Raw genomic sequence first — 14,675 nt, 5'->3', positions numbered from 1 at the left:
GATGCAAAACGATGTGGAACAAGTTCGAAAGCGCGAAAAAAAGCCCGGCGCGGCCGGGCTTCGAGTGCGACGGTTTTAGGCGAATCAGCTCGCCGCGGGCGCCGAGGCTGCTTGCGGCGCGCCTTGCGAGCCGTAGTCGACGGGCGCATCGGCGGGACGCGGCGCGTCGCCGGAACGCTCGATCCATCCGCCGCCCATGAACTGATACAGATCGACGAGGTTCGTCAGTCGATTCAGCCGCGCCGTGATGAGCAGCTGCTGCGCTTCGTAAAGCGCCGTCTGCGCGGTCAGCACCGACAGATAGCTGTCCACGCCATTGCGATAGCGCAGGTCCGACAGCTCCAGACGCCGGCTCTGCGAATTGACGAAGCGCTCGAGCGCCTTGATCTGCTCGTCGAAGGTGCCGCGCGCGGCGAGGCCGTCCGCGACTTCGCGGAACGCGGTCTGGATCGCCTTCTCGTAGTTGGCGATCTCGATGCGCTTCTGCACGTTCGCCAGATCGAGATTGGCCTTGTTCTGGCCGCCCTCGAAGATCGGCACCGTGATCTGGGGCGCGAACGACCACGCAGCCGACCCCGGCTTGAACAGGCCGCCGAGCGTCGGCGACAGCGTGCCGAAGCTGCCCGTCAGCGAGACGCGCGGAAAGAACGCCGCGCGCGCCGCGCCGATATTCGCGTTGGCCGCGAGCAGCGACTGCTCCGCCGCCGCGATATCGGGACGGCGCGTCAGCAGATCGGACGGCAGACCCGCGGGAATGTCGGAGAGCAGATTCTGCGTATCGAGCGGCATGCCGGCCGGCAAATCCGCAGGCAACGGCTCCCCGACGAGCAGCACGAGCGCGTTTTCCGCCTGCGCGCGCAAACGCGACTGCGTCTGCAGATTCGCCTGCGCTTCCTCGACCACGCCTTCGGACTGACGCAGATCGAGTTCGGTGCCGGTGCCGTTCTCGTATTGCAGCTTGGTGATGCGGAACGACTCCTGCGCCGTCTTGAGCGTGTTCTGCGTGACGACGAGTTGATCGTCGTAGGCGAGCATCGTCAGATACTGGTCCGCCACCGACGACACCAGCGAGATCTCCGCCGCCTTGCGCGATTCCGCCGTCGACAGATATTGCGCGAGCGCCTGATCCTTCAGGCTGCGGATGCGCCCGAAGAAGTCGATTTCCCACGACGCATTCAGGCCGACCGAATACTCGTTCGAGATCGTGTTACCGAAGAACGACAGATTCTTCGGCGTGCGCTGCTTCGTCTGCGACGCGGCCGCATCGAGCGTCGGGAACAGACCCGCGCGCGTGATCTGATACTGCGCGCGCGCCGCATCGACGTTGAGCACCGAGACGCGCAGGTCGCGATTGTTCTTCAGCGCGAGCTCGACGATCTTCTGCAGGCGCGCATCGGCGAAGAAATCGCGCCAGCCGATGTCCGGCGCGCTCTGGCCGTTCGCCGTGCGGCCGTTGCTCGCGCTCGAACTCGCATCCGGCTGGTGCGCGTACACGCCGCCTTCCGGAAACGTCTGCGTGACGGGCTCGGGCGGACGCTCGTACTTCGGCTGGAGCGTGCAGCCCGCGGCGAATACCGCCACGGCGGCCGCGATCAAGGAATGTTTAAGCATCTCAGTGTCCTTCCTTACCGTTCGTGCCTTCGATGTCGCCCGACGAACCCGGCGCCGGCACGTCCTTGCTCTTGCTGAACTTGCTGATAACGACGAAGAACATCGGAATCATGAAGATGGCGAGGAAGGTCGCGGTCAACATGCCGCCGATCACGCCCGTGCCGATCGCGTGCTGGCTCGCCGAGCCCGCGCCGTTACTGATCGCGAGCGGCATCACGCCGAGAATGAACGCGAGCGAGGTCATCAGGATCGGGCGCAACCGCAGGCGCGCCGCTTCCATCGCCGCTTCGACCGTCGACATGCCCTGAATCCGCAACTCGCGCGCGAATTCCACGATCAGAATCGCGTTCTTCGCCGACAGACCCACCGTCGTCAACAGGCCGACCTGGAAGAACACGTCGTTTTCCAGACCGCGCAGCGTCGCCGCGAGCAGCGCGCCGAGCACGCCGAGCGGCACGACCATGATGACCGAGAACGGAATCGACCAGCTTTCATACAGCGCCGCGAGACACAGGAACACGACGAGGATCGAGATGCCGTAGAGAATCGGCGCCTGCGAACCCGACTGGCGTTCCTGATAGGAAAGGCCCGTCCATTCGTAGCCGATGCCCGCCGGCAGCTTCGCCGCGATCGCTTCCATCGCGGTCATCGCCTGGCCGGTCGACTTGCCCGCCGCCGCCGCGCCCTGGATTTCCACCGCCGAGATGCCGTTGTAGCGTTCGAGCTTCGGCGAACCGTAGGTCCAGTTGCCCGTCGCGAAGGCGCCGAACGGCACCATCGTTCCGGCGCCATTGCGCACGTACCACTTGTTCAGGTCGTCCGGGTTCATGCGGAACGGACCATCGCCCTGCACGTAGACTTTCTTGATCCGGTTGTCGACGTCGAGGAAGTTGTTCACGTACTGCGACGCCCACGCGATCGAGAATGTCTGATCGATGTCCGATACGGCGATGCCGAGCGCGCTCGCCTTCTCGCGATCGACATTCACCTTGAACTGCGGCGTGTCGTTCAGGCCGTTCGGACGCACCTGTGCGAGCGTCGGATCCTTCGCGGCCATGCCGAGCAGCATGTTGCGCGCTTCCATCAGCTTCGCGTGGCCGAGGCCGCCGCGATCCTGCAGCTCGAAGTCGAAGCCCGCCGCCGTGCCGAGTTCCGGAATCGAAGGCGGATTGACCGGGAAGATCATCGCGTCCTTGTAAGGCGCGAAGTGCATGAACATGCGTCCGACGAGCGCCTGCACCTTCTGGTCGCTGTGCTGGCGTTCCGCGTAGTCCTTCATCCGCACGAACACGAGGCCGGAGTTCTGGCCGCGGCCCGCGAACGAGAAGCCGTTCACCGTGAAGACCGATTCGACGATCGATTTCTCGTCCTTCAGCAGATAGTCCTGCACGTCCTTCAGAACGTGCGCGGTGTACTCCTGCGTGGAGCCGGACGGCGCGTTCACGAGCACGAACATCGTGCCCTGGTCTTCATCGGGCAGGAACGACTTCGGCAGACGCAGGAACAGCATGCCCACCGCGACGATCACGACGATATAGATGATGAGCCAGCGTCCCGAGCGGCGAATGACGTGCTGCACGCCGCTGTGATACTTCTCCTGACTCTTGTTGAACGTGCGGTTGAACCAGCCGAAGAAGCCCTTCTTCTCGGGCTCGTGCCCTTCCGGATGCGGTTTCAGGATCGTCGCGCACAGCGCCGGCGTGAGAATCAGCGCGACCATGACGGACAGCACCATCGCCGCGACGATCGTCAGCGAGAACTGACGGTAGATCGCGCCGACCGAGCCGCCGGAGAAGGCCACCGGCACGAACACCGCCGACAGCACGAGCGCCACGCCGACCAGCGCGCCGGTGATCTGCCCCATCGCCTTGCGGGTCGCTTCGCGCGGCGATAAATGCTCCTCCGACATCACCCGCTCGACGTTCTCCACGACCACGATCGCATCGTCGACGAGCAGGCCGATCGCGAGCACGAGGCCGAACATCGACAGCACGTTGATCGAGAAGCCCACCGCCGACATGATCGCGAACGTGCCGAGCAAAACGACCGGCACCGCGATCGTCGGGATGATCGTCGCCCGCAGGTTCTGCAGGAACAGATACATCACGAGGAACACGAGCACGATGCCTTCGATCAGCGTCTTGACCACTTCCTCGATCGACAGTCGCACGAACGGCGTCGTGTCATACGGATACTTCACCACCAGTCCATGCGGGAAGTATTTCGACAGATCGTCGATCTTCTGGCGGACCAGTTTCGCGGTCTGGAGCGCGTTCGCGCCCGTCGCGAGCTGGATACCGAAGCCGGCCGTCGGCTGTCCGTTGTACTTCGTATCGAAGTTGTAGTTTTCGCCGCCGAGTTCGATCCGCGCGACATCCTTCAGCAACACGCGCGAGCCGTCCTGATTCACTTTCAGCAGGATGTTGCCGAACTGCTCGGGCGTGCGCAGCAGCGTCGCTTCCGTGATGGTCGCCTGGAGCATCTGCCCCGGCACCGCCGGCGTGCCGCCGAGCGCACCCGCCGCCACCTGCACGTTCTGGTTCGTGATCGCGTTCTTCACGTCGACAGGCGTGAGCGCGAAGTTCGTGAGCTTGGTCGCATCGAGCCAGACGCGCATCGCGTACTGCGAGCCGAACAGCGTCGTCGTACCGACGCCGTCGATACGCGAGAGCGGATCCGCCACGTTCGACGCCACGTAGTTCGCGAGGTCGTACTTGCTCATGCTGCCGTCTTCGGACACGAACGCGAGCACGAGCAGGAAGCTCGAACTCGACTTCGTGACCTTCGTGCCCAACTGCTGCACGACTTGCGGAAGCAGCGGCGTCGCGAGCTGCAGCTTGTTCTGCACCTGCACCTGCGCGATGTCCGGGTTCGTGCCCGCCGCGAACGTCAGCGTGACGGTGGCCGTGCCCGAGTCATCGGACGTCGACGACAGGTACAGCAAGTGGTCGAGGCCGGTCATCTGCTGCTCGATCACCTGCGTCACCGTGTTTTCGACGGTGCTCGCGGATGCGCCCGGATACGTCGCGCTGATCTGGATCGCGGGCGGCGCGATCGTCGGATACTGCGCGACCGGCAGCGTGAAGATCGACGCCATCCCCGCCAGCATCAGGATGATCGCGATCACCCACGCGAAGATCGGTCGATCGATAAAAAACTTTGCCATGTAACAGGCTCCCTTTTATTGCGCGCCCGATGCAGCGGAGGCGGCCGATGCGGCTTGCGGACCGCTGGCAGCGCTCGCGCCGCTGGCACTGGCCGGCGCCGATGCCGCCTGCGCATCCGATGCGCCGGCTACGGGATACGGGAATTTCGCGTCGACCGGCTTCACCTGCATGCCGGGCTTCGCCTTCTCCACGCCGTTCACGATCACGCGGTCGCCCGGGTTCAGGCCGCTGTCGACCACCCAGTTGTTGCCGAACGTGCTGCCCGTGACGAGCTGGCGCAGTTCCACCTTGTTGTCCTTGTTGACGACGAGCGCGGTCGGCGTGCCCTTCTGGTCATGCGTGACGCCGATCTGCGGCACGACGAGCGCGTGGTCGTTCGTGCCTTCCTGAATCCGCGCTCGCACGAACATGCCCGGCAGAAGCACGCGGTCCTTGTTCTGGAAGATCGCGCGCACCGTCACCGAACCGGTGCTCTGGTCGACGCTCACGTCGGAGAACTGCAGCTTGCCCTGCTCGGTGTACGTGCGGCCGTCTTCGAGCTGGAGCGTGACCTTCGCGGCGTGGATGCCTTCGGTCTGCAGACGGCCTTCCTGAATCTGACGGCGCAGGCGCAAGCCTTCGACGCTCGATTGCGTCAGATCGACGTAGATCGGATCGAGCTGCTGCACGGTCGTGAGCAGCGTCGCGGCGCTCGCCTGAACGTAGGCGCCCGGCGTGACCTGCGAGAGACCGGTGCGGCCGGTGATAGGCGAGACGACGTCGGTGTAGCCCAAGTTGATCTGCGCGGTATCGACCGATGCCTTGCCCGCGGCGACATCCGCGACGGCCTGGCCTTGCGCCGCGACGGCGTTGTCGTAATCCTGCTTCGACACGGCATTGGCCGCGACGAGGATCTTGTAGCGCGCGACGAGCGCGTTCTGCGACGCGACGTTCGCCTGCGCCTTCGCGAGCGTCGCCTTGGCGTTGTTCAGCGCGGCGATGTACGGCGCCGGATCGATCTTGTAGAGACGCTGACCGGCCTTGACCTCGGAGCCTTCAGTGAACTCGCGGCGCAGCACGATGCCATCGACCCGTGCGCGCACTTGCGCGACCAGATAGGCGTTGGTGCGGCCCGGCAAATCGACGATGACCGGCACGCTCGTCGGCTGCACGGTGACGATACCCACTTCGGGCGTTTGCGGCGGAGGCGCTGATTGTTTTTGCCCGCACGCTGCCAGGAACACGGCAGCCGTCGCGGCGGTGATTAAGCGGAGTGGAACCCGTTCGACGCGCATGGAGCGACCTCTGTCTAAGACTGAGAGTGAAGTTTGGGCACGCGGCGGCCTTCCCCGGGCAACGCCGCGCACGAGCGTCCTTCGGGACGCTGTGAATACACCAACTTGTCCGGCGAGTGAGCGGCGACGCCAGCCTGCGCGTGACGCCTCATACCCGTGCGCGACGCTCGGAGGCGTCGCCCGTGGCCACAGGACGGCCAGAACGGGCAATGGAAACGCAAGCTTATGCGAAATCCGCCCGCCGGATGAATTTGTGAATATTCGTAAACGGGTGGTATTGTATATACATTCACGAATGAATGTAAAAAACCGTACGTGTTTCTCCCCATTGGCGATGAGAAGAAACCGCTCCGGGGAATCGATTACGTTCGACGAACCTTCGACAGAGTCGTCCTCAGAGCGGCTTTCAAACGGCAGTAGCAGGAGCAGACGGCCACCGGCCGCAGGATATGGTCAGACGAACCAAGGAAGAAGCGCAGTTGACGCGCAACCGCGTACTCGACGCGGCCGAGCGCGTCTTCTACGAAAAAGGGGTATCGCGCACGACGCTCGCGGACATCGCGCAGGCGGCGGGCGTCACGCGCGGCGCGATCTACTGGCATTTCGCCAACAAGGGCGATCTCTTCAACGCGATGTTCGACCGCAGCCTTTTGCCGCTCGACGAACTCGTGGAATCCACGCTGGACGGCAAGGAGGAAGACCCGCTCGCGCGTTTGCATGAACTCTTCGTCTGGTGCATGCGCAACATCACGACCGACGAGCAGCGGCGCCGCGTCTTCGACATCCTCTTCATGAAATGCGAATTCGTCGAGGAAATGGGGCCGGTGCGCGAGCGGCATCAGAACAACATGCGCGACGGCATGGAGCGCATCGAGCGCGCGCTGCGCAACGCCGTCGAAAAGAAGCAGCTTCCGGCGACGCTCGACACGCGCCGCGCGATGACCATGCTCCACTGTCTCTTCACGGGCATCCTGCACGATTCGCTGATGCTGCCCGACATCGTTCATCCGGAACGCGACGCCGAAGCGCTCATCGACGCATGCTTCGACGCATTGCGCTGCAGCCCGTCGCTGCTGATGCCCGCGAGCGCCTGATTCGCGCCGTCTATTGCGAACCGATGTGCTGCGCGAAATACGCGAACAGCGCGATGCACACGAGCATCGCCGCCCACGCCCATATCGGCAGGCCGAGCGGATGCGGATCGTGGGAATGATCGCGGTCGTTGTGCACGAATCCGTGTCCGTGCAGCCGATGCCGCAGCACGCCGCTCGCGTGGGCGTCGGCGGAGTGCCCGCGCATCGCGCCCGAGCGACGCGAGAACGCCGCCGACATCGCGCCCGGCCGCAAGAACACATGCCGGCGCTCGGCGCTTGCGCCTGCCGCGCGCATCGACGGCAAGCCGTGCTTCGCACGCACCACTTCGCAGAACTCGGCGAAGAAATCGTCGGCGCCTTCACGAAGCGCGTTTTCGATCTGACGCGCGGGCAAGCCGGCGAGCGGTCCCGAGACCGTCGCCCAGACGGTGTATTCGATCCACGTCGCGGCGCCGTCGTCATCGGGATTGAGCGCGACCGCGATCTGCCCGCGCAATGAGCCGACGCCTTCGCCGCGCGCCTTGAAGCTCAGCGTGCGCGCGTACGCGCCGTCGTGCGACGCGTCGCTTTCCCCTTCTTCATGCGCCGCCTGTCGCGTGCGCCCGGCGGCGTGCGCGCGAATTTCGTAGCGCGCCCGCAGCGCGCCGAGCGGCACGATCAGCGTGAGGACATACTCGCCGTTGGGCGTGCGCGTGAACGATTCGCAATTGTCGAGGCTCGCGCGCAGCAACGCGAGATCGGAGAGCGCCTCGCGGACGTGCGCGCAATCGAGCGGAACGCACAGCGCATCGGTGACTTCCATTCGAGCCTCCGGGACAAGGATCGCATGCGTTCGTTATGGCGGAGCGGATGTAAGGTGTCTGTTCGGATGCGCGCCTAGGAAGTCTCGTCGATGCGATCGACGCGCGAACCGTAGAACGCGAGATAGCCCTTGATTTTCGCGGCGGCGTCGAGCGGCGCTTCGTAGCTCCACGCGGCGTTCTCGACCGGGCCGTCTTCGGTCAGCAGATGATAGTGCGTCGCCTGGCCCTTCGTCGGGCAGTGCGTGGTGTGAATCGAGCGTTCGAGGCGCGCCATGTTCACGTCGGCGCGCGGAAAGTAGTGCACTTTCTCCGCGCCCTGCTCGACGAGCGTGAGGGATGCGTGCGTATCGGCGTAGGTCACGCCCTGATGGATCACGCGGCAGCGCCGGCCGTTCAGCGTGATCTCGATGTGATGCGCCGTTTCGTGCCCGACGTTCAGTTCCGTGCCCATCGTGCTGCCCCTCCGCGTAAGAACCGGCTTCCAAAGAAAAAGCCACGAGTCATCGAGACACCCGTGGCTTAATTATGAGACAAACTTCGGATCCTGCGTGAGCGCTTTCGACAGCCCGGGCGTTTCCCTTTCGACGCCCGCGCTTACTGAATGTTCCAGTGGAATGCCGCCTTGGCCTTGCCCGGCCCCGCGACCGTCACGGCCTGCTTTTTCTCCTGATCCTTGTACTTCGCGTAGACCGTATAGTTGCCGGGCGGCAGCTTGACGAGCATGTACGGTCCCATCGATTCCGTGGACAGCACCTCGCCGCCCTTGCCGCCGACGACGCGCACATGCACGCCCGAAAGGTAATCGGAAGTCGGACCCGTGAAGCGCAGCGATAGCGGCCAGTGCGCCTGTTCGCGCAACAATGCGCGCGACTCGTCGAGGCCGACGCCGCCCGACGTATACGAAACGTCGCCTTGCTGCTCGATCTGCGGCAGGCCGCCGCCGTTGGTGTTGCCGGCGCTCGACAAATCGGTCGCCGTGCCGCCCGAGGCGCCGCTCGCCTGCTGCGCCCAGGCGCTGCCCGCCATGCTCGCGCTCGCCGCCGCAACGAGAAGCGCGGCCGCCAGCCTGCCCGTGGTTCTGCTCGTCATGTTTTCAGCTCCTTTTTCCGATGCCGCCGCGCTCGAAAGCGCCGGCGGCGTCACGCCCGATGCGTCGGTTTCACGCGATGGGGCACCAGGGAACCCGGGAGCATGCTTCGTGCCCGCGTCGCGGCCGCCGATGCGCTGCGTCAGCCGAGATCGACAGGCACGAAGATCTGCGCGTCGTCGCGCTGGATCAGGAGCGCGATGCTGTCGCCCGCGTGCTGAACCATCGACTTCAACTGTTGCACGGACGTCACCGGCTGGCCGTTGACGGCGAGAATCACGTCGCCCGGCTGAATGCCCGCGTTCGCTGCCGCGCCGCCCGCCTGCTGCACGAGCAGGCCGCGCGAGAGCGAATCGTTCTGCCTTTCTTCCGGCGTAAGCGGACGCACCGCGACGCCGAGGCGCGCATCCTGCGCCGACGATTCGTCACCGCCGCCGGTCTTCGCGCTCGCGGTCTTCGTGTCCTTCAACGCGCCGATGGTCACGCTGAGATCCTTCGCGCTCTTGTCGCGCCACACCGTGACCTTCGCGGACGTGCCCGGCGCGAGACCCGCGACCTGCGACGGCAGCGAGGTCGAGTCCGTGACCGGCTCGCCGTTGAGCGCCGTGATGACGTCGCCCGGTTGCAGACCCGCCTTCGCGGCCGGCCCGCCCGGCTCGACCGAGCTCACGAGCGCGCCTTGCGGCGACTTCATGCCGAAGGAATTCGCGAGCGTCTGATTCATGCCCTGCACCGTCACGCCGAGACGGCCGCGATCGACGTGACCCGTCTTGATGAGCGCGTCCTTGACCTTGATCGCCTCATTGATCGGGATCGCGAACGAAAGGCCCTGGAAGCCGCCCGTCTGCGAATAGATCATCGAATTGATGCCGATCACTTCGCCTTGCAGATTGAAAAGCGGCCCGCCGGAGTTGCCCGGATTCACCGGCACGTCGGTCTGGATGAACGGCGTGTAGTTCTCGTTGGGCAGCGCGCGCGACTTCGCGCTGATGATGCCCGACGTCACCGTGTTGTCGAACCCGTACGGCGAGCCGATCGCGACGACCCACTGGCCGACCTTGCTGCCGTTCGGATCGCCGATCTTCACCGTCGGCAGGCTCTTCGCGTCGATCTTCAGCACGGCGACGTCCGACTGCTTGTCCGCGCCGATGACCTTCGCGCGGTATTCGCGCTTGTCCGTGAGCTTCACGGTGACGACGTTCGCGTTATCGACGACGTGCGCGTTGGTGAGGATGTAGCCGTCGCTGCTGACGATGAAGCCGGAGCCGAGGCCTTCGCTCGGACGATCCGCGCGCGGGCCGCCATCGCCGCCGCCGAAGCCGGGCATGCCGCCGAAGCGCTTGAAGAACTGATAGAAGGGATCGTCGGGGTCCATCGGCAACTGATTCTGGCCGCTGCGCGCGGACGTCTGCTTGACGACGTGCTTCGCGCTGATGTTGACGACGGCCGGGCCATACGTTTCCACGAGACCGGAGAAATCGGGGATGCCCGTCTTGGCCGCGGCTTCGGCGGGCATCATCGCGGCGGCTTGCGCGGGCGCGATGACTTGCGGTGCAGGAACGTTGTTATGACCCGCCACGTAACCCGCCGACAAGGCGACGGCAACGGCAGCCGCGACGGCGCTGCGGGTAAGAATCTTCGCTTTCATCGTGTGTGCTCCTGACGAGGGATGCGCTCTCACGGAGCGCGCTTTATCGATGGAGCAAGGTTACGGGGCGTCGCTTAAACCGCTCTTAAAAGAGGAGAAAGAGCGGCTTGCTTCGGCGCGGCGGCCACGCGCATCAGAACGTTACGGCCACCTTGAGACCGCCCGCGCTCGACTCCGCCAGCGTCACCGTCGCGCCATGCTGCTGCGCGATCCGCTTCACGATCGCGAGCCCGAGGCCGCTGCCGGACACATCCGTGCGCGCGCGATTCGCCCCTTCGCCCACGCGATAAAACCGGTCGAACACCCTTTCTCGCTCTTCTTGAGGAATGCCCGGTCCGGTATCGGAGATTTCGACGACGGGACGGCCATCGGCGAGACGAAGGCACACGTCCACGCGGCCGCCGCGAGGCGTGTACTTCGTCGCGTTGTCGATGAGATTGTTGAACATCACGCGCAGCGAATCGGGATCGCCGTTCACGGTCGCCGGTTCGCTCTCCTCGATGCCGAGATCGACGCCGCGTTGCTGCGCCACCAGCACCGAGCCGCGCACGCATGATTCGAGCAGCGCGGCGAGATCGACCGATGCGAACGCCGCCTTGCCATCCGGTTCCGAGCGGGCGAGCGCCAGCAGTTGCTCCGCAAGCCGCGTCGCGCGCGCGATGCCTTCGTGCAGATCCCTGAGCGCCTCGCGACGCGTTTCGTCATCCTGCGCGCGCGCGACGAGCTGCGCCTGAATCTGCACTGCGGCGAGCGGCGTCCGAAGCTCGTGCGCGGCATCGGCGACGAAGGCCTTTTGCGTGTCGAGCGCCGCCGACAAGCGCGACAGCAGCGCATTCAGCGCACGCACGACCGGCCGCACTTCCTGCGGCAGCGGCCGATCCGGCAGCGGATCGAGCGCTTCCGGATGACGCGTGTCGAGCGCGCGCGTGACGCGTTGCAAAGGCGCGAGCCCGAGCCCGACGATCACCCAGATCGCGAGCCCGAGCAGCGGCAGCAGCAGCACGAGCGGCCACAGCGTGCGCCACGCGACGCCCGCCGCGACGCGATTTCTGATCGACAGCGGCTGCGCGAGCTGCACGACGTTATCGCCGACGATCGCGCTATATACGCGCCATTCGCCGCGCGGCGTCATCTCCGTGGAGAAGCCGAGTTCGGCATGCGGCGCGAGCGGCACGCGCGGATGCGAGAAGTACATCAGCGCGCCGTTGCGATTCCAGATCTGGATGACGACGCCTTCGTCGCTTTCGCTGCGCGAACTGAGCACCGAAGAAAACGGCTCGGACGGCAGCGCGGCCGCGATCTGCTGAAGCTGATAGTCGAAGAGTTCGTTGGCTTCGGCGAGCGCCTGCCGGTAAATGAGCCAGCCCGCGAAGCCCACGCCGACGATCACGAGCGCAAGCAGCCAGATCAGCAATTGCCGGCGGATCGACCGCATCAGGCGTCCTTCGCGACCATGTAGCCGAGGCCGCGCACGTTGCGGATGAGATCGGCGCCGAGCTTCTTGCGCAGCGAATGGATGTAGACCTCGACCGTATTGCTGCCAATTTCCTCGCCCCAGCCGTAGATCTTTTCTTCGAGCTGGCTCTTCGACAGCACTGCGCCGGGCCGCGCCATCAGCGCTTCGAGCAGCGCGAATTCGCGTGCCGACAGCGACACGGGATTGCCCGCGAGCGTCACCTGATGACCGACCGGATCGAGCGTCAGTTCACCGTGCCGAACGAGCGATTCGCCGCGCCCCGCATGACGGCGGATCAGCGCACGCATGCGCGCGCCGAGTTCGTCGAGATCGAAAGGTTTGACGAGGTAATCGTCTGCGCCGGCGTCGAGTCCTTTGACGCGGTCCGCGATGGCGTCGCGCGCCGTCACGATCAGCACCGGCAGCGAGTTCGAACGCGCGCGCAGGGTCTTCAATACGTCGAGGCCGTCGCGCTTGGGCAGGCCGAGATCGAGCAGCATCAGATCGTAGGACTCGCCCGCGACCGCCGTGAGCGCGGCCTCGCCGTCCTGGACCCAGTCGACTGCGAAGCCGTCCGCGCGCAGCGCACGGCGCACGCCTTCGGCGATCATCCGGTCATCTTCGACAAGCAGGATTCGCATGGCACATGTCTGTTGATGGTTACGTGGGGCAGCCGGGGGCCGCGAGTCATTGTATCCGCGCGGGGCTTAAACGGGACTTAACGGCGCCGATCGTCCAGCATCGGAGGACAACCGCATGCCGCACCCGAAGCGCGTCGTGCAATGATTTTTTACCCGTACGATTTCCGCAAGCCAGCTTGTCTACAATAGCCGCTTCCTCGCGGCGCGACCCCGCCCGGCCACGCGCCGCCGCTCGTCATCCAGCCAAGAACAACGCTCGTCCATGCCGCCCGTTTTCCGTTCCTTCTCTCGCCGATTGTCTTCGTACGCTCTCGCCGCAGCGTTCGCCTGCGCGGCCCTCGGCCATATGCCGGATGCCGATGCGCGCGGCGGCGGCTCGAAGGCCGATGCGCAAGGTCACGCGCCGCAGCGCGCGGCCATCGGCGGGGCGAAGTCGAAGCGCGCGAAAGCCGAGCGCGCGGCGAAAGCGGTCGTGCCGGCCGGCCCGCTGCCCGCATCGGTGATGACGGCGCTCGCGCACGCGCATGTGCCGCTGTCGTCGATGAGCGTCGTCGTGCAGCGTGTCGGCGCGCCGCTGCCGCTCGTCTCGGTGAACGCGAACGAGCCGATGCTGCCCGCATCGACGATGAAGCTCGTCACGACCTTCTCGGGCCTTTCGATGCTCGGCCCGGACTATCGCTGGAAGACGACCGCGTACGCCGACGGCCAGCTCGATGCGCAAGGCGTGCTGCACGGCAATCTGTACATTCAGGGTACGGGCGATCCGAAGCTCGTGCCGGAAGAGCTGATCGATCTCGTCGATCAGATTCGCAAGAACGGCATCACGGGCATCGACGGCGCGCTCGTGCTCGACAAGCGCTACTTCGACGCGTCGACGCGCGATCTGCCCGCGTTCGACAACGACGACAGCGCGCCCTACAACGTCGGCCCCGATCCGCTGCTTTACGCGTTCAAATCGCTGTCCTTCACGCTGACGCCCAACGCCGACGGACAAGTATCCATCGACGTATTGCCGCAACTCGCGCAACTTCAGATCGACAACGAACTGCGCGTGACGCGCGGCGCGTGCGTCGGCTCGCTTTCGGCGGCGTCGCCGAGCGTCGCGCAGACGCAGGGCGGCTTCGTGCAGGCGTCGTTCGTCGGCGACTATCCGCTGCGTTGCGGCTCGCGCACGATCAACGTCGCGGCGCTCGATCATTCGACCTTCTTCGCGGGCGGTTTCCTCGCGCTCTGGAAGCAGGCGGGCGGCACGTTCGCAGGCACGACGCGCGAAGGCCCGACGCCGTCGAATGCGCGCCTCGTCGGCACGCATCGCAGTCCGGTGCTGTCCGATGTCGTGCGCGACATCAACAAGTTCAGCAACAACGTGATGGCGCGCAACCTGTTCCTGACGATCGGCGCGGCGCAACTGAAGCCGCCCGCGACGACGGCGAAATCGGCGACGGCGATCCAGGCGTTCCTGAAACGCAGCGCCCTGCCGATGAACGGTCTCGTGCTCGACAACGGCTCGGGCCTTTCGCGCGACGAGCATATTTCCGCGATCTCGCTCGCCGATCTGCTGATGGCCGCGAACGCGAGTCCGGTCGCGCAGGTGTTCGTCGAATCGCTGCCGATCGCGGGCGTCGACGGCACCATGCGCAACCGTCTAACGAACGCGGGCGCGCTCGGCAACGCGCACATCAAGACCGGCACGCTGCGCGACGTGCGCGCGATCGCGGGCTATGTCGGCGCGGCGAACGGCGAGAGCTATGTGGTCGTGAGTTTCATCAACGATCCGCGCGCCGAGGCCGCGCGCGCCGCGCACGATGCGCTGCTCGAATGGGTCTACGAAGGCGCGCGTCGGCCGGGCGTGGCGGATTGAGCGGGCACGGGCGTCTGCAAACACCGAAGATTT

General features: G+C 65.4%; 11 protein-coding genes. 2 read left to right on the top strand and 9 right to left on the bottom strand.

What is annotated here, in order from left to right; genetic code table 11:
* Positions 1 to 84: 84 nt before the first annotated feature.
* The 3 genes from NCS03_RS02950 to NCS03_RS02940 are packed head-to-tail and all read right to left on the bottom strand — an operon-like array spanning position 85 to position 6,052.
* Entirely contained in the window at positions 85 to 1,611 is a 1,527-nt protein-coding gene (locus NCS03_RS02950) for an efflux transporter outer membrane subunit (protein WP_008351304.1), read from the bottom strand.
* Between the two features lies 1 nt (position 1,612).
* On the bottom strand, positions 1,613 to 4,777 hold the full coding sequence (locus NCS03_RS02945; protein WP_250433812.1) for an efflux RND transporter permease subunit: 3,165 nt from the start codon (positions 4,775 to 4,777) through the stop codon (positions 1,613 to 1,615).
* Between the two features lie 15 nt (positions 4,778 to 4,792).
* Positions 4,793 to 6,052, bottom strand: a complete 1,260-nt coding sequence (locus NCS03_RS02940; RefSeq protein WP_034470730.1) for an efflux RND transporter periplasmic adaptor subunit — start codon at positions 6,050 to 6,052, stop codon at positions 4,793 to 4,795.
* Positions 6,053 to 6,501: 449 nt separating this feature from the next.
* Between NCS03_RS02940 and NCS03_RS02935 the strand changes: the two genes are divergently transcribed.
* Positions 6,502 to 7,146, top strand: coding sequence for a TetR family transcriptional regulator (locus tag NCS03_RS02935; RefSeq protein ID WP_033536527.1), 645 nt, complete (start codon positions 6,502 to 6,504; stop codon positions 7,144 to 7,146).
* Between the two features lie 10 nt (positions 7,147 to 7,156).
* Here the strand turns inward: NCS03_RS02935 and NCS03_RS02930 are convergent, their stop codons facing one another.
* From NCS03_RS02930 to NCS03_RS02905, 6 genes are all read right to left on the bottom strand, one after another.
* Positions 7,157 to 7,948: an SRPBCC family protein gene (locus NCS03_RS02930; RefSeq protein WP_250433807.1), complete on the bottom strand. Its 792-nt coding sequence runs from the start codon at positions 7,946 to 7,948 to the stop codon at positions 7,157 to 7,159.
* A gap of 74 nt (positions 7,949 to 8,022) precedes the next feature.
* Complete coding sequence (locus tag NCS03_RS02925; RefSeq protein ID WP_008351311.1) at positions 8,023 to 8,400, bottom strand: DUF427 domain-containing protein; 378 nt, start codon at positions 8,398 to 8,400, stop codon at positions 8,023 to 8,025.
* A 143-nt stretch (positions 8,401 to 8,543) separates the two neighbouring features.
* The gene (locus NCS03_RS02920) at positions 8,544 to 9,038 is read right to left on the bottom strand and encodes a hypothetical protein (RefSeq protein WP_008351312.1); all 495 of its coding nucleotides are present in this window, start codon (positions 9,036 to 9,038) and stop codon (positions 8,544 to 8,546) included.
* A 140-nt stretch (positions 9,039 to 9,178) separates the two neighbouring features.
* A complete protein-coding gene (locus NCS03_RS02915) occupies positions 9,179 to 10,684 on the bottom strand; it encodes a DegQ family serine endoprotease (protein ID WP_008351314.1) in 1,506 nt (501 codons plus the stop codon).
* Between the two features lie 133 nt (positions 10,685 to 10,817).
* Positions 10,818 to 12,119 carry an ATP-binding protein gene (locus NCS03_RS02910; RefSeq protein ID WP_034470724.1) on the bottom strand — a complete coding sequence of 434 codons (1,302 nt, stop codon included), beginning with the start codon at positions 12,117 to 12,119 and terminating at the stop codon, positions 10,818 to 10,820.
* Complete coding sequence (locus tag NCS03_RS02905) at positions 12,119 to 12,781, bottom strand: response regulator (RefSeq protein ID WP_008351316.1); 663 nt, start codon at positions 12,779 to 12,781, stop codon at positions 12,119 to 12,121. The genes NCS03_RS02910 and NCS03_RS02905 overlap by 1 nt, the downstream gene beginning before the upstream one ends.
* Positions 12,782 to 13,043: 262 nt before the next feature.
* On the opposite strand from NCS03_RS02905, the gene dacB reads away from it, so the two are divergent.
* On the top strand, positions 13,044 to 14,642 hold the full coding sequence (dacB, locus tag NCS03_RS02900; RefSeq protein ID WP_033536528.1) for a D-alanyl-D-alanine carboxypeptidase/D-alanyl-D-alanine endopeptidase: 1,599 nt from the start codon (positions 13,044 to 13,046) through the stop codon (positions 14,640 to 14,642).
* Positions 14,643 to 14,675: the final 33 nt, after the last annotated feature.

Source organism: Caballeronia sp. ATUFL_F1_KS4A, assembly GCF_023630905.1.
GTDB lineage: Bacteria > Pseudomonadota > Gammaproteobacteria > Burkholderiales > Burkholderiaceae > Caballeronia > Caballeronia zhejiangensis.
The sequence above is the reverse complement of the archived record's forward strand: the minus strand, read 5'-3'. Positions and strand labels throughout refer to the sequence as shown.